Raw genomic sequence first — 14,588 nt, forward strand, 5'->3', positions numbered from 1 at the left:
GTCGTAACAGTCTGTGATCACAAAGGCGTTAGCAGGCCGGGACAGATCAGGGATGCGACAAGGCGCGCCGTGCTTCCCCCGCTAACGGAACAGGACTAGAACAAAGCCATGATCACCGCCGCCCTGATGATGCTTCAATTGTCCGCCGCGTCCGCAGAGACTGCGCCTGTCGAGCGGACGCTGGACGCCATGCACGCCGCAGCCTCGGTCGCGGACGGCGAGGCCTATTTCGCGACCTTCACGCCGGACGCTCGCTTCATCGGCACCGACGCGACCGAGCGTTGGACCCTGCCGGAGTTCCGAGCCTACGCCACGCCGTACTTCTCGCAAGGGCGCGGATGGACCTATCGGCCGACAGCACGGACCGTGACCATCGCCCCCATCGACTGCCGCTGCGTTGCCTGGTTCGATGAGGTGCTGGATAATGACGCCTATGGGACCACGCGCGGTTCGGGCGTGCTGCGCCTGACCGACGACGGCTGGAAGATCGAGCAGTATGTCCTCAGCTTCGCCGTGCCGAACGACCGGGCGCGCGCCGTCGTCGACGCCATCAAGGCCGACTGATGGAGGTTCAGGACGACGCCTTCGTGCTGTCGGCGCGGGCGCATGGCGATACGGGGGCGGTGGTCGACTTGCTGACCGAGCGGCACGGCCGCCGCGCCGCCTATGTCGCGGGCGGGGCGTCGCGCCGGATGCGGCCCTTCCTTCAGCCCGGCGCGCGGGTCGTGGCTGATCTGCGGTCGAGGACTTCGGATCAGTTGGGCTCGGCGCGGCTGGAGCCGGTGGGCGAAGGTCCGGCCGCCCTGTTCGACGACCCGCTGGCCCTGACCGGGCTGAGCGCCGCGGCAGCGGTGGCGCAGGGCGCCCTGCCGGAGCGGGAGCCGCACCCCGGCGCCTTCTACGCCTTCGAGGCGCTGATGGGCGCTTTCGCCGTGCCGGAGGTCTGGCCCGCCATCTTCGTGCGGTTCGAGGCCGGGTTGCTGGAGGATCTGGGGTTTGGTCTCGACCTGTCGCGGTGCGCCTCCACGGGGTCGATGGACGATCTGGTCTGGGTCAGCCCCCGCACCGGCCGCGCCGTCAGCCGGGAGGCGGGCGCGCCCTATGCCGACAAACTGCTGACGCTGCCGCCCTTCATGCTGGGCGCGCAGGCCGGGCTGGGCGAGGGGGACGTGAAGGCGGGGCTGGAGTTGACGGGACATTTTCTTGAGCAGTTCGTCTTCCACGCCCTGAACCGGCCCCTGCCGCCCGCGCGGGTGTGGATGATCGACAAGCTGGGCGAGACCGGGCGGCTATAACTGCCCCACGCCCGCTCATCCCGGTGGCGGGCTAGAGGCGGGACAGCCCCGCAATCGCCTCGCGGGTTTCCCTCTCCAACATTGCAACCAGTTCGGCGGCAGGCAGCACCCGGCCCAGCGGCGCGCCTTGGCCGGCCCAGTGCGGAGCATAGCCGTTGTCGCCCTTGACCCTGGCCGCGGCGTTCAGCGCCTTGCCGAGGTCGTAGGCGTAAGGATAGGCGGCGATCTTCGCCTCGTCGGCGCGGCGCATGAAGGCGTTCTCCACTCCGCGCGCCGGGCGGCCCGAGATAGCGGCGCTGACCCGCGTGCGCCCCGCTTCCGGCCCCGCCAGCGCCGAACGATACGCCGCATCGGCCGCCGACTCCGGGCAGGCGGCGAAGGCCGTGCCCATCTGCGTCCCGGCCGCGCCCAGCGCCAGCGCCGCCGCGATCCCGGCGCCGTCCATGATCCCGCCCGCCGCGACGACGGGGATCGGCAGATCACGCGCCAGCAGGCGCGTCAGCGGCAAGGTCGCAAAGCGCGGATCGTCGGCAGGGTCGAAGACGCCGCGATGACCGCCCGCCTCGACCCCTTGGGCGATCACCATGTCGAACCCGGCGGCGACGGCGGCGCGGCCTTCCTCGGGCGTGGTGGCGCTGGCGATCAGGATGCAGCCCGCCGCCTTCAGCGCCGTGATCTGATCGGCGCGCGGCAGACCGAAATGGACGCTGACCACGGCGGGCCTTTCCTCGACCAGCACGGCCAGCTTGGCGTCGTCGGTCAGGAAGCTCTGGTAGATGTCGTTGAGGCGCTCGGGCGGGGCCGCATCGAACTCGGTGAAGATCGGGCGCAGGCTGTCGATCCAGACGGCGTCGCGCGCCGGATCAGCCGCGATCGGCGCGTGGCAGAACAGATTGACGTTGAACGGTCGCTCGGTCAGCGCCTTGACCGCGCGGATGGCCTTGCGGCTCGCCTCGGCGTCGATGGCCCCCAAGGCGATGGAGCCCAGCGCCCCCGCGTTCGACACGGCGGCGGCCAGTTCGGCGGTCGAGGTTCCCGCCATCGGCGCCTGGATCAGGGGGAAGGACAGGCCGAGGCGATCGGTCAGGGCGGTCTTCATCGGGGCTCCTTCGCGCGTTTCTGCACAGATAGGCGCTGACAATCCCGGCGTCAGGCCCCGGCTGCGCTAGACTTTCCTCGTCCGATCATTGATTCGAAGTCGCATGACCATCCACACCCCGACGCCCGACGGCGGCCGCATCGTCGAAGAACCGATGGGCGAGGCGCTGTCGCGCCGCTATCTGGCCTACGCCCTATCGACCATCACCAACCGCGCGCTGCCCGACGTGCGCGACGGCTTCAAGCCGGTGCACCGGCGGATCATGTACGCCATGCACCAGATGCGGCTGAACCCGCAGGCGGCCGCGCGTAAATGCGCCAAGGTCGTCGGCGAGGTGATGGGCGGCTATCACCCGCACGGCGACGCCTCCATCTATGAGGCGCTGGTCCGCCTGGCTCAGGACTTCGCCCAGCGCTATCCGCTGGTGGACGGCCAAGGGAATTTCGGCAACATCGACGGCGATAGCGCAGCCGCCATGCGCTACACCGAGTGCAAGCTGACGCCCGCCGCCGTCCTGCTGCTGGACGGCATCGATCAGGACGCGGTCGACTTTCGCCCCACCTATGACGATCAGGACGAAGAGCCGGTGGTCCTGCCGGCGGGCTTCCCCAACCTGCTGGCCAACGGGTCGTCGGGCATCGCCGTGGGCATGGCGACGTCCATCCCGCCGCACAACGTGGGCGAACTGATCGACGCCTGCCAGTTGCTGCTGGAGCGGCCGGACGCCACGACGGTCGATTTGATGCAGATCGTGCCGGGACCGGACTTCCCGACCGGCGGCGTGTCGGTCGAGAGCCAGGCCGCCATTCTGGACGCCTATGAGACCGGTCGCGGCGGCGTGCGTCTGCGCGCCAAATGGGTCGAGGAAAAGCTCGATCGCGGCGCCTATCAGATCGTCATCACCGAGATGCCGTATCAGGTGCAGAAGTCGCGCCTGATCGAGGCCCTGGCCGACCTGATCGAGAACAAGAAGGCGCCCCTTCTGGGCGACGTACGCGACGAGTCGGCGGAGGATATCCGCCTGATCCTCGAACCAAAGAACCGCACCATCGAGCCTGAAATGCTGATGGAAAGCCTGTTCAAGCTGTCCGATCTCGAGGTGCGCTTCCCCATCAATATGAACGTGCTGGACGCCACCGGCACGCCGCGCGTCATGGGGCTGAAGGAATGCCTGCGGGCCTTCCTGGATCACCGCCGCGTAGTGCTGAACCGCCGCAGCCAGTGGCGCATCGCCCGCGTGGAGAAGCGTCTGCATCTGTTGGAAGGCCTGCGTATCGTCTTCCTGAACCTGGACGAGGTCATCCGCATCGTCCGCGAGGAAGAGCAGCCCAAGGCGGCCCTGATCGCGACCTTCGGACTGAGCGAGCTTCAGGCCGACTTCATCCTCGACACCCGCCTGCGTCAGTTGGCCCGTCTCGAAGAGATGACGATCGAGAAGGAATTCAAGGAGCTGTCGGAAGAACTTGCTGCGTTGCAGGCGCTGACGTCTTCCGAGGCCAAGCAGTGGAAGGCGATCGGCAAGGAACTGGAGGCCGTGCGCAAGGCGCTGATCTCGCCGCGCCGCACCTTGATCGGCGAAGCGGTCGACGCCTCGGCCTTCGTCGCGCCAGAGGCCTTCATTCCGCGCGAGGCCATTACTGTCATCCTGTCGGATCGCGGCTGGATCCGCGCCGCCAAGGGCAAGGTCGACGATCCCTCCGAGCTGAAGTTCAAGGAAGGCGACAAGCTGGGCTTCCTGATCCCCGCCTATACGACGGACAAGCTGCTGATCGGGGCCTCGGACGGGCGCATCTTCACCATCGGCGCCGACAAGCTGGCTTCCGGGCGCGGCCACGGCGAGCCGTTGCGCCTGATGATCGACCTGGACGAGAAGGCCGACATCATCAACGTCGTGGCGCATGAGCCGGACGCGAAGCTGTTGATTGCCTCCAAGGCGGGCTACGGCTTCGTCGCGCCCGAGAACGACCTTCTGGCCCAGAAGCGCGGCGGCAAGCAGGTGTTGAACGGCGAGATGCTGGTCATGCTGCGCGTGCCCTCGAACCCGCAGGCCGACCACGTCGCCGTCATCGGCGAGAACATCAAGACGCTGGTCTTCCCCCTGGCGGACCTGCCCGAAATGGGCCGAGGCAAGGGCGTGAAGTTGCAGAACTACAAGCAGGGCGGTCTGGCTGATGTGACGATGTTCAATGCCGAGGCCGGGCCGGAATGGGTCGATGGCGGCGGCCGCCGCCGCAACTGGCCGGACTGGAAGGACTGGCTGGGCAAGCGCGCCGGGGCGGGGCGGCAGGGTCCGAGGGGACTGCGGAAGTTCCGCTGAGCTAATATTGCGCCGTCATCCTCCGGCGCTCCGTAGGAGCGACCGGGGGACCCAGCGGCGCCGCGCGATGGCGCGGCGAAAGATGCGGGCTCGCCGTTGACAGGTTCACGCTCTCGCGTGCCGCTGGGTCCCCCGGTTCCGCGCTGTGCGCGGCCCGGAGGATGACGAAAGACCAGAATGCTCTGGTTTTGGGCTTTAGTGACGCCGAATTCACTGGTTGGCAGCCCCTGCGCCATCCATAGTTCCTTGAAACTCTGGAGGAGGCTCAATGATCACCCTGATCATCATCGGCGTCATCGTCGCCATTCTGCTGTTCGTCGTGGTCGGCGCCTATAACCGGCTGGTGAAGCTGGATCAGACCGCCAACCAGTCGTTCGCTGACATCGACGTGCAACTGAAGCAGCGTCAGGACCTGATCCCCAACCTTGTCGAGACGGTGAAGGGCTACGCCACGCACGAGCGCGGCACGCTGGACGCTGTGACACAGGCGCGCGCCGCCGCCGCGGGCGCTCGCACGGTTGATGAAAAGGTGCAGGCGGAGAACATGCTGACGGCGACGCTGGGGCGCCTCTTCGCTGTGTCCGAGGCCTATCCCGACCTGAAGGCCAACACCAACTTCCAGCAGTTGCAGATGGACCTGTCGGACATTGAGAACAAGCTGGCCGCCGCGCGTCGCTTCTTCAACAACGCCGTCAGCGAGTTCAACGCTGTTCGCCGCCAGTTCCCGACCGTCCTGTTCGCCGGGATGTTCGGCTTCGGCGCCGACAAGCCTTTCTTCGACGTGGGCGAGAGCGAGCGCGCCGGCCTGAACGCCGCGCCGCCGACGGTGAAGTTCTAAGCCCCAATGGCGGTTTTCGGTCAGGCCGTCGGCCTCAAGACCCATATCTGGCGGAACAACGCCCGGTCAGCGATCCTGCTGGCCGGGTTCCCGGTGCTGCTGGTCGGCATATTGTTCGGCGTCCAGGTGCTGATGATGGGGTTCGGCCTGCTGCCCAACTCGGGCGGGGATTTGGGGCAGGATTTGGCGCTGGCAGCTTCGATGTTGGGCTGGACCGTGCCCTTCGCCGCCATCGCTGCGGCGATCTGGTTCGTCATCGCCTATTTCGGCAACCAGATGATGATCGACGTCATGACGGGCGCGCGAAAGGTCGAGCGTCGGGTCGAGCCTGAACTCTACAACCTGCTGGAGAATCTGGCGATCTCGCGGGGGATGAAGACGCCCGCCCTGCGCATCATCGAGAGCCCGTCGCTGAACGCCTATGCGTCGGGTCTGCATGAGGGGAACTACAGCGTCACTGTCACGCGCGGCCTGATGCAGACCCTGAGCCGGGATGAGATGGAGTGCGTCCTGGCGCACGAACTGACGCACGTCATCAACAAGGACGTGCGGACCATGGTGATCGCCTCGATCTTTGCCGGCATCATCAGCGTGATCGCCGAACTGGTGTTCCGCAGCCTGTTCTACATGCGCGGCGGCCGCGGGCGGGACAACAAGAACGCCATGCCGCTGATCCTGATCGGTCTGGCCATCGGGGTGATCGGCTTTGGTCTGGCCGCTGTTATCCGCATGACCCTGTCGCGGACGCGCGAATATGTCGCCGACGCCGGGGCGGTGGAGTTGACCAAAAACCCGGACGCGATGATCTCGGCGCTGAGGAAGGTGTCGGGTCAGTCGAAGATCGAGGCGCCGGACGAACTGCGCGGCATGTTCCTGGACAACACGGCCGAGAAGACGGGTTTTTCGGGCCTGTTCGCGACGCACCCGCCGATTGAGAAACGCATCGCGGCGCTGGTGCAGTTCGCTGGCGGCCGTGATGATGGCCCCTGGGGCGGGGCGTCCCAAGCCACGGGCACGGCGGTGCCGACGACGTAATTCCTTCTCTCCTTGTGGGAGAAGGGCCTTACAGCCGCTCCCAGCCCCAGGGGCGCAGAGCCTCCAGCGGGCGGAACTCGGCCTTGTAGTCCATCTTGGGCGAACCCTGGACCCAGTAGCCGAGGTAGACATAGGGCAGTTCCACCGTCTCGGCCTGTTGCAGGTGGTCCAGGATAGCAAAGCGGCCCAGACTGCGGCGCTCCATATCCGGGTCGAAGAAGCTGTAGACCATGGACAGCCCGTCATGCAGCAGGTCGGTCAGGCAGACGCCGACCAGACGGCCGGGCCCGTCGTCTTCGCTGGGTAGGCGGTATTCGATCAGATGGGTGCGAACAGCGGTGTCCTCGACCATGGAGACATAGTCGGACCAGCTCATGTCGCTCATTCCGCCGCCGGGGTGGCGGGCGTTCAGATAGCGTTGCAGCAGGTCGAACTGCTCCATCGTCGCCTCGGCCTCGACCAGGTCGCGGGACAGGTCGGCGTTGCGGGCCAGGATGCGGCGGCGTGAACGGGACATCTCAAACTCAGCCACGGGAATCCGCACCGACACGCAGGCCGCGCAGGCCTCGCACGCCGGGCGATAGGCGATGTTCTGGCTGCGGCGGAACCCGGCCTGGGTCAGGGCGTCGTTGACGTCGGCGCCGTCGCTGAACGGCAGGTTGGCGAAGACCTTCCGCTCGAACTTGCCCGGCAGGTAAGGGCAGGGGGCGCTGGCCGTCATGAAGAAGCGGATCTGGCGCGAGAAGAAGTGCTGGGTCACGGCTGTCGCTCCGTGACGGTGTCAGCGCCCGCACAGGGGCTGGATGGGTACGCGCGGCTCATGTCCTGATTTGGCGCGCAACCAGCCGTTTTCGCAAGCCTTCTTCGCGCGGCGGGCGTATCGCCGCGCTTTCTCACAGGCTGGTGTCCGTGGGCAGGACCGGCGCCTCGCGCAGCAGGACGATGGCGATGCGGCGGTTGCCCGCCAGCGACGGATCGTCCGGATACAGCGGATCGGACCCCGCCTTGCCCGCGACCGAATAGACCCGGTCGGTGTTTACGCCTGCGCCCTGCAGCGTCAGGCGCGAGGCGTCGGCGCGGGCCGAGGACAGGGGCCAGTCGCCGGGGCTGCTGGCGCGGCTGGAGCCGGCGACGGCGCTGGTATGGCCGGTGATGGAGATGCGGTTGGGCAGCTGGTTGATGACCTTGGCCACGGCACGCAGCAACAGTTGGGCGCGCGGGTTGGGGCGGGCCGAGCCGTTCTCGAACATCGAGCGGCCTTCCTGATCGACCAGCTGGATGCGCAGGCCTTCCGGCGTCTGATCGATGATCAGCTGTTTCGACAGTTCGGCCAGTTCCGGCATGGACTGCATGGCCTGGCGCAGGGATTCGGCGGCGCTGGCGAAGTCGGCGGCCTCGCGCCGGGCGATCTCGGCGCGCAGGGCGGCTTCGCTGGCCGAGGCCAGGTTGGAGTTCTGGCCTGCGTCCTGGGGGGCGTCGGGCGCGGCCGGGGCCAGTTGTTCGATGACGGCGTTGGAGCCGGCGCCCTTGGCTCCTTCGGAATCGCCCAGCGACGTGCCGCCAAGAATGCCGCCTGAGCCCGAGGTGGAGGCTGATACGCTGGCCGGGGCGAAGTATTCGGCGATGCCGCGTTTCTGTTCCGGGTCGGTCGTGTTGATCAGCCACATCAGCAGGAAGAAGGCCATCATGGCAGTGACGAAGTCGGCATAGGCCACCTTCCACGCGCCGCCGTGGTGTCCGCCGCCGGAAACCTTTTTCACCTTCTTGATCAGGATCGGGCGATCGTTCAGCGCCATGGGGCGGGGTCCGTCTTAACCGTGTTCGTTCGCCTTACATCCCATGCGGGGCTTAAGAAGCGGTTGCAGCGCGATGCAGCGCGCTTGCGCCCTTGCCGATGCGGGCCGCACGGCCTAGCTGAGGGCCATGTCCGACGCGTCCGTTTTTCCCGCCGCCGAATTCGATCCTCGCGCCTATCGTCGGGCGCTGGGCGGGTTTGCGACGGGGGTATGTGTGGTCACGGCCCATACGGTCGACGGGCCGATGGGGATCACGGTGAACAGCTTCACCTCCGTCTCGCTGGACCCGCCGCTAGTGCTGTGGTGCATGGACATCAAGTCCGACCGACATGACGCCTTCGCCGGGGCCGAGCGCTTCGCCGTTCATATGCTGCCGGTCGAGGACAAGGCCATGTCCGACCGTTTCGCCTGGGGCGTGTGCCGTCTGTCGGACGATGAGTTCGCGGTTGATGATCCCGAGCCGCCGCGCCTTCTGAACGCGGTGACGCGCCTGACCTGTCAGACCCACGACCGCATCGTCATGGGCGATCACCTGGTCATTGTCGGCCGGGTCGAGGCGTTCGATACGCGGCCGGGCGACGCTCTGACCTATTTCCGAGGCAAGTACGGCAAGGCGGTCGATCCGACCGCCTGATTCTGGATAAAGGCTTAGCCCATCATCCGCGCGGCTTGAGGCGCGAAATAGCTGATGACGCCGGACGCCCCCGCGCGCTTGAAAGCGTGCAGGCTTTCCAGGATGGCGCGGTCCGGGTCCAGCCAGCCGTTGGCGAAGGCGGCCTGCATCATCGCGTACTCGCCGGACACCTGATAGGCGAAGGTCGGAACCTTGAACGTCTGCGACACCAGCCGGACGATATCCAGATAGGGCAGGCCCGGCTTGACGATCAGGGCGTCGGCGCCCTCCGAAAGGTCCATCGCTACTTCGCGCAGGGCCTCCTCGGCGTTGGCGAAGTCCATCTGATAGGTCTTCTTGTCGCCGATCAGCGACTTGGACGAACCGACTGCGTCGCGATACGGGCCATAGAAAGCCGAGGCGTATTTGGCCGCATAGCTGATGATCAGGGTGTCGCTCAGGCCGTTGGCCTCCAGCGCCTCGCGGATGGCCTGAACACGGCCGTCCATCATGTCGGAGGGAGCCACGGCGTCGGCGCCTGCGTGGGCGTGGATGAAGGCCTGTTCCGCCAGTCGCTCCAGCGTCGGGTCATTGACGATGCGGCCGTTCTCCAGAACGCCGTCGTGGCCGTGGTCGGTGTAGCAGTCCAGCGCTACGTCGGTCATGACGCCGATCTCGGGCGCGGCGTCCTTGATGGCGCGGATGCAGTCGGGGATCAGGCCGTCCGGGTCGGTGGCGGCGGTGGCGACATTGTCCTTCAGGCCGTCGTTCACATTGGGGAAGAGGGCGACCATCGGAATGCCCAGATCCCGCGCTTCGACGGCGGCCTTGGCGGCCTCCCTGGGCGACAGGCGGAAGACGCCCGGCATGGAGGCGACCGGCTGGCGGTCTTCCGGGCCGTCATGGACGATCAGCGGCCAGATCAGATCGGCGGGCGTCAGCGTCGTTTCGGCGACCAGACGGCGCACCCAGGGCTGTGAACGCAGGCGACGCGGGCGGGCGTAGGGGAAGGCGGCGGGCTGGAAGGGGATGGTCATGGGCGGGGCTTAAAACAAAGCGGGGGGAGAGGCAAAAGACGAACTGTCCAAGCGGGCGAACACCCTTTCTCTCCGCTCATCCCGGCGGACGCCGGGACCCAGTGAGCGTCACGCGCGCATCGCTGACATTGGGGGCGCCATAGCATGAACTTGAATGGGTAGGTTTGAAGCCAAAGTATTGGATCCCGGCGTCCGCCGGGATGAGCGGAAATCTTGAGCAGGCGCCGACAGCAAGGTGACGCGCGCGCCGCCAGTCGTTAGAAGCGCCCCGAACGCCCCGTCAGAGGGCAGGCTGTAATGCGGGAGCTTTCATGGACTTCGCCCTCACCGACGATCAACGCGCCATTCAGGACGCGGCCCGCGCCTTCGCCGAGGCCGAACTGGCCCCGCACTCGGCTCGCTGGGACGAGGACAAGCATTTCCCGGTCGACGTGCTGAAGGCTGCCGCCGAGATGGGTTTCGCCGGCATCTATACGGGCGAGGAACACGGCGGCATGGGTCTGGGCCGGGTCGAGGCGGCGGTGATCTTTGAAGAGCTGTCGCGCGGCGACGTGGCGACGGCGGCCTTCATCTCGATCCACAACATGGCGACGTGGATGATCGACAGCTTCGGCTCGGACGAGCTGCGGGCGCGCTTCGTGCCGTCGCTGGTCGGGATGGAGAAGATCGCCAGCTACTGCCTGACCGAGCCGGGCTCGGGCTCTGACGCTGCGGCGCTGCGGACGACGGCGGTGCGCGACGGCGACCACTATGTGCTGAACGGCGCCAAGGCGTTCATTTCCGGCGCCGGGACGTCGGACGTCTATGTCGTCATGGTCCGCACGGGCGGCGAGGGGCCTAAGGGCATCTCGACCCTCGTGGTCGAGGCGGGCACGCCGGGCCTGTCTTTCGGCGCCAATGAGAAGAAGATGGGCTGGAACGCCCAGCCGACCGCCGTGGTCAGCTTCGACGACTGCCGGGTGCCGGTCGCCAATCTGGTGGGCGAGGAAGGCGCGGGCTTCAAATACGCCATGGCCGGTCTGGACGGCGGGCGTCTGAACATCGCCGCCTGTTCGCTGGGCGGGGCGCGTCTGGCGCTGGAGACGGCGCAAGAATACGTCGCCGGCCGCAAGCAGTTCGGTCAGGCGATCGGCCAATTCCAGAACACCCAGTTCGAGCTGGCGGACATGGCCACGGATCTTGAGGCCGCCCGTCTGATGGTGCTTCGCGGCGCCTGGGCCATCGATACCGGCCACGCCGAAAAGACCAAGTGGTGCGCCATGGCCAAGCGCCTGACGACCGACGCCTGCTTCCAGATCGCCGATCAGGCGCTGCAGCTGCACGGCGGCTACGGCTATCTGAAGGACTATCCGCTGGAGCGGATCGTGCGCGACCTGCGCGTTCACCGCATTCTGGAAGGCACGAACGAGATCATGCGCGTGATCATCGCGCGGGAGCTGGCGAAATGAGCGAACTCGAAATCATCACCCGCATCGAGAACGGTGTCGGCCGCATCACCCTGAACCGGCCCAAGGCGATCCACGCCCTGAACCGGGCGATGTGCGAGGCGATGATCGAGGCGTTGTCGGCCTGGCGCGCGGACGACGCGGTTCAGTCGGTGCTGATCGACCACGCGGGCGAGCGCGGCTTCTGCGCCGGGGGCGACATCCGCATGATCGCCGAGAGCGGGGCGGGGGACGCGTCAGAAGCCAAGGCCTTCTTCAAGGCCGAGTATCAACTCAACCATCTGATGTTCGTCTATCCCAAGCCGATCACGGCGGTGGTGGACGGCATCGTCATGGGCGGCGGCGTGGGCATCAGCGAACCCGCCGACATCCGCATCGCCACCGAGCGCACCACCTACGCCATGCCTGAAACCGGCATCGGCCTGTTCCCCGACGTGGGCGGCGGCTGGTTCCTGCCGCGCCTGCCGGGCCAGACGGGAGTCTGGCTGGCCCTGACCGGCGCGCGGCTGAAGGCGGCGGATACGGTAGCCTTGGGCATTCACACCCATTACGTGCCGAGCGAGGCTATCGAGGGCCTGAAGGCCGATCTGCTGGCCGCGCCTGCCGATCCCAAGGCGGTCGCCGACCGCGTCGCCGGGGACGCTGGGCCTTCGCCGCTGGCGCCGCACCGCGAGGCCATTGACCGCCTGTTCGCCTTCGACACGGTCGAGGAGATCGTCGCCGCCCTTCAGGCCGACGGTTCGGACTGGGCGCTGAAGCAACTGGACATCCTGAAGACCAAGTCGCCGCAGTCGCTGAAGGTCTCGCTGCGCCAGATCCGCACGGGGGCGACCCTGACCGACTTCGCCGACAACATGGCGATGGAATACGCCCTGGGCGGGCGGGTGGTGCAGACCCACGACTTCCAGGAGGGCGTCCGCGCCGTCATCATCGATAAGGACAATGCGCCGAAGTGGTCGCCCGCCGAGCTTTCTTCGGTTTCGGACGCCCAGATCGAGGCCTTGTTCGCACCCTTGCCCGAGGGTGAGGCATGGAAACCGCTGATCGGGTAATTTTCTGCAAGGTTTGTTGTTCCAGATCGCTGAAAAGCCTATCTTGGCGGCATGAGTAAGCGCTGGACCCCCGAATCCTGGAGAAACAAGCCCGTTCTGCATATGCCGACGGACTATCCGGACGCCGCCGAACTGGCGCGCGTCGAAGACGAGCTGCGCGCGATGCCGCCCCTTGTCTTTGCGGGCGAGGCGCGCAAGCTCACCAGCCACCTGGCCCAGGTCGAGGCGGGCGACGCCTTCCTGCTGCAAGGCGGCGACTGCGCCGAGAGCTTCAAGGAGTTCTCGACCGACAACATCCGCGACACCTTCCGCCTGATCCTGCAGATGGCGGTGGTCCTGACCTTCGCTGGTCGCAAGCCGGTGGTGAAGGTGGGCCGCATCGCCGGTCAGTTCGCCAAGCCGCGCTCGTCGCCGGTCGAGGAGATCGGCGGGGTCGAGCTGCCGTCCTATCGCGGCGACATCATCAACGGCATGGGTTTCACGCCGGAAGAGCGCACGCCCGATCCGCAGCGCCTGATCCGCGCCTATAACCAGTCGGCCTCGACGCTGAACCTGCTGCGCGCCTTTGCGGGCGGGGGGTATGCGGACCTGTACAACATCCACCGCTGGACGCTGGGCTTCGCCGACGACGGCGCGGGCGCGGCCTACCGCGAGCTGGCCGACAAGATCACCGAGGCCCTGGCCTTCATGGAGGCGGTCGGCGTCACGCCCGAGACGCATCCCGACCTGTCGCGCGTCGAGGTCTTCACCAGCCACGAAGCCCTGCTGCTGAACGTCGAGAGCGCCCTGACGCGCCTGGACGGTTCGACCGGCGAATGGTTCGACACCTCGGCCCACATGCTGTGGATCGGCGAGCGCACCCGCCAACTGGACGGCGCCCACATCGAGTTCATGCGCGGCATCTCCAACCCCATCGGGGTCAAGTGCGGGCCGACCATGACGGCGGACGACCTGCTGCCGCTGATCGACGCCCTGAACCCGAACAACACTCCGGGCCGTCTGACGCTGATCGGCCGCTTCGGCCACGACAAGGCGGGCGACCGCCTGCCGGGCCTGATGCGGGCGGTGAAGGCGGCGGGCAAGCGCGTCATCTGGTCGATCGACCCGATGCACGGCAATACGCTGAAGGCCGGCAACGGCTACAAGACCCGTCCGTTCGATCGCGTCATGGGCGAGGTCCGCACCTTCATCGACGTGGCCGAGGCCGAGGGTGTCCACCCCGGCGGCGTCCACCTGGAAATGACCGGCCAGAACGTCACCGAATGCATCGGCGGCGCCCAGGCGGTGACTGAGGACGACCTGTCGAGCCGTTATCACACCCATTGCGACCCGCGCCTGAACGCGGATCAGGCGCTGGAGCTGGCCTTCCTGGTCGCCGAGCGCCTCAAGGCCGGGCGGCAGGCCCGGTCCGAGGCCGCATGACGTCAGACGACGAAACGCCCGGCCGCGTCGCCTATCAGGGCGCGCCGGGCGCCTTCAGCCACGAAGCCTGCCTGGACCTGCGCCCGTGGGACGAGGCGGTCGGCTTTGAGACCTTCCAGGGCGCGATCGACGCCGTCCTGGGCGGCGATTGCCACTGCGCCCTGATCCCTGTCGAAAACTCGACCGTGGGCGTGGTCGAGCCCGCCGCTACGCTTGTTCGAGAGGCGGGACTGGTGGCGGTCAGCGACGCCTGGCGGCCGATCCGGCTGGCCCTGCTGGGCGTGCCCGAGGCGCGGCTGTCGGACGTGAAGACGGCCGAGAGCCACCCTGTGGCCCTGCAACAGTGCTCCAAGGCGCTGAAAGAGATGGCGATCGCGGCCGTCGAGGTGTTCGACACCGGGGGCGCGGCCGCTGCGGTGGCCGAGGCGGGCGACGTCTCGCGCGCCGCCGTCGCGCCCGCTCGCGCGGCTGAGGTCTATGGCCTGTCGGTTCTGCGCAACGATCTGCAGGATTTCAGCGACAACCGCACACGGTTTGTTCTCTTTACGGCTCCTGAGGCTTGACCGCGCATAAAATTTGCTGTTGTAAGGCCCGGTCGGATCAACCCTGATCCAGAAACCGGACCGGATTCATGTCCTC

The 14,588-nt window shown here is 67.1% G+C and carries 14 protein-coding genes; 10 read left to right on the forward strand and 4 right to left on the reverse strand.

What is annotated here, in order from left to right; genetic code table 11:
• Positions 1-108: 108 nt before the first annotated feature.
• Both D1604_RS01105 and recO read left to right on the forward strand, forming a co-directional pair.
• On the forward strand, positions 109-564 hold the full coding sequence (locus tag D1604_RS01105) for a nuclear transport factor 2 family protein (RefSeq protein WP_119411853.1): 456 nt from the start codon (positions 109-111) through the stop codon (positions 562-564).
• Positions 564-1,295, forward strand: a complete 732-nt coding sequence (recO, locus tag D1604_RS01110; protein WP_119411854.1) for a DNA repair protein RecO — start codon at positions 564-566, stop codon at positions 1,293-1,295. Before D1604_RS01105 ends, recO begins: the two co-directional genes overlap by 1 nt.
• Before the next feature lie 31 nt (positions 1,296-1,326).
• On the opposite strand, the gene D1604_RS01115 is transcribed toward recO, so the two are convergent.
• On the reverse strand, positions 1,327-2,394 hold the full coding sequence (locus D1604_RS01115; RefSeq protein WP_119411855.1) for an NAD(P)H-dependent flavin oxidoreductase: 1,068 nt from the start codon (positions 2,392-2,394) through the stop codon (positions 1,327-1,329).
• Positions 2,395-2,497: 103 nt separating this feature from the next.
• Here D1604_RS01115 and parC point away from each other — a divergent pair, with 103 nt between their 5' ends.
• The 3 genes from parC (at position 2,498) to D1604_RS01130 (ending at position 6,584) form a co-directional block, all read left to right on the forward strand.
• Entirely contained in the window at positions 2,498-4,711 is a 2,214-nt protein-coding gene (gene parC / locus D1604_RS01120; protein ID WP_119411856.1) for a DNA topoisomerase IV subunit A, read from the forward strand.
• Between the two features lie 268 nt (positions 4,712-4,979).
• Positions 4,980-5,549 carry a LemA family protein gene (locus D1604_RS01125; RefSeq protein WP_024352967.1) on the forward strand — a complete coding sequence of 190 codons (570 nt, stop codon included), beginning with the start codon at positions 4,980-4,982 and terminating at the stop codon, positions 5,547-5,549.
• A gap of 6 nt (positions 5,550-5,555) precedes the next feature.
• Positions 5,556-6,584, forward strand: a complete 1,029-nt coding sequence (locus D1604_RS01130; protein WP_119411857.1) for a M48 family metallopeptidase — start codon at positions 5,556-5,558, stop codon at positions 6,582-6,584.
• 28 nt (positions 6,585-6,612) lie between these two features.
• Here the strand turns inward: D1604_RS01130 and D1604_RS01135 are convergent, their stop codons facing one another.
• Positions 6,613-7,344: an arginyltransferase gene (locus tag D1604_RS01135; RefSeq protein ID WP_119411858.1), complete on the reverse strand. Its 732-nt coding sequence runs from the start codon at positions 7,342-7,344 to the stop codon at positions 6,613-6,615.
• Between the two features lie 133 nt (positions 7,345-7,477).
• Positions 7,478-8,380 (reverse strand): flagellar motor protein MotB, encoded by a 903-nt coding sequence (locus D1604_RS01140; RefSeq protein WP_119411859.1) that lies wholly within the window; start codon positions 8,378-8,380, stop codon positions 7,478-7,480.
• A gap of 127 nt (positions 8,381-8,507) precedes the next feature.
• Here D1604_RS01140 and D1604_RS01145 point away from each other — a divergent pair, with 127 nt between their 5' ends.
• Entirely contained in the window at positions 8,508-9,014 is a 507-nt protein-coding gene (locus tag D1604_RS01145; protein ID WP_024352963.1) for a flavin reductase family protein, read from the forward strand.
• Between the two features lie 14 nt (positions 9,015-9,028).
• Here D1604_RS01145 and hemB read toward each other — a convergent pair whose 3' ends face one another.
• Entirely contained in the window at positions 9,029-10,030 is a 1,002-nt protein-coding gene (hemB, locus tag D1604_RS01150) for a porphobilinogen synthase (protein ID WP_119411860.1), read from the reverse strand.
• A gap of 311 nt (positions 10,031-10,341) precedes the next feature.
• Here hemB and D1604_RS01155 point away from each other — a divergent pair, with 311 nt between their 5' ends.
• Genes D1604_RS01155 through D1604_RS01170 form a run of 4 tightly spaced genes read left to right on the forward strand, consistent with a single transcriptional unit; the run spans position 10,342 to position 14,512 of the window.
• On the forward strand, positions 10,342-11,478 hold the full coding sequence (locus D1604_RS01155; RefSeq protein WP_119411861.1) for an isobutyryl-CoA dehydrogenase: 1,137 nt from the start codon (positions 10,342-10,344) through the stop codon (positions 11,476-11,478).
• Positions 11,475-12,527: an enoyl-CoA hydratase/isomerase family protein gene (locus D1604_RS01160; protein WP_119411862.1), complete on the forward strand. Its 1,053-nt coding sequence runs from the start codon at positions 11,475-11,477 to the stop codon at positions 12,525-12,527. Before D1604_RS01155 ends, D1604_RS01160 begins: the two co-directional genes overlap by 4 nt.
• Before the next feature lie 51 nt (positions 12,528-12,578).
• Positions 12,579-13,949, forward strand: a complete 1,371-nt coding sequence (locus tag D1604_RS01165) for a class II 3-deoxy-7-phosphoheptulonate synthase (protein WP_024352959.1) — start codon at positions 12,579-12,581, stop codon at positions 13,947-13,949.
• Positions 13,946-14,512 carry a prephenate dehydratase domain-containing protein gene (locus tag D1604_RS01170; RefSeq protein WP_119411863.1) on the forward strand — a complete coding sequence of 189 codons (567 nt, stop codon included), beginning with the start codon at positions 13,946-13,948 and terminating at the stop codon, positions 14,510-14,512. Before D1604_RS01165 ends, D1604_RS01170 begins: the two co-directional genes overlap by 4 nt.
• Positions 14,513-14,588: the final 76 nt, after the last annotated feature.

Origin of the sequence: Brevundimonas sp. LPMIX5 (assembly GCF_003576505.1) — a bacterium.
Taxonomy (GTDB): Bacteria; Pseudomonadota; Alphaproteobacteria; order Caulobacterales; family Caulobacteraceae; genus Brevundimonas; species Brevundimonas naejangsanensis.

Bases quoted from the DNA above. Each gene is read 5' to 3' on its own strand.
- D1604_RS01105 (WP_119411853.1), top strand. From the start codon at position 109: ATGATCACCGCCGCCCTGATGATGCTTCAATTGTCCGCCGCGTCCGCA.
- recO (WP_119411854.1), top strand. From the start codon at position 564: ATGGAGGTTCAGGACGACGCCTTCGTGCTGTCGGCGCGGGCGCATGGC.
- D1604_RS01115 (WP_119411855.1), bottom strand. From the start codon at position 2,394: ATGAAGACCGCCCTGACCGATCGCCTCGGCCTGTCCTTCCCCCTGATC.
- parC (WP_119411856.1), top strand. From the start codon at position 2,498: ATGACCATCCACACCCCGACGCCCGACGGCGGCCGCATCGTCGAAGAA.
- D1604_RS01125 (WP_024352967.1), top strand. From the start codon at position 4,980: ATGATCACCCTGATCATCATCGGCGTCATCGTCGCCATTCTGCTGTTC.
- D1604_RS01130 (WP_119411857.1), top strand. From the start codon at position 5,556: ATGGCGGTTTTCGGTCAGGCCGTCGGCCTCAAGACCCATATCTGGCGG.
- D1604_RS01140 (WP_119411859.1), bottom strand. From the start codon at position 8,380: ATGGCGCTGAACGATCGCCCGATCCTGATCAAGAAGGTGAAAAAGGTT.
- D1604_RS01145 (WP_024352963.1), top strand. From the start codon at position 8,508: ATGTCCGACGCGTCCGTTTTTCCCGCCGCCGAATTCGATCCTCGCGCC.
- hemB (WP_119411860.1), bottom strand. From the start codon at position 10,030: ATGACCATCCCCTTCCAGCCCGCCGCCTTCCCCTACGCCCGCCCGCGT.
- D1604_RS01155 (WP_119411861.1), top strand. From the start codon at position 10,342: ATGGACTTCGCCCTCACCGACGATCAACGCGCCATTCAGGACGCGGCC.
- D1604_RS01160 (WP_119411862.1), top strand. From the start codon at position 11,475: ATGAGCGAACTCGAAATCATCACCCGCATCGAGAACGGTGTCGGCCGC.
- D1604_RS01165 (WP_024352959.1), top strand. From the start codon at position 12,579: ATGAGTAAGCGCTGGACCCCCGAATCCTGGAGAAACAAGCCCGTTCTG.
- D1604_RS01170 (WP_119411863.1), top strand. From the start codon at position 13,946: ATGACGTCAGACGACGAAACGCCCGGCCGCGTCGCCTATCAGGGCGCG.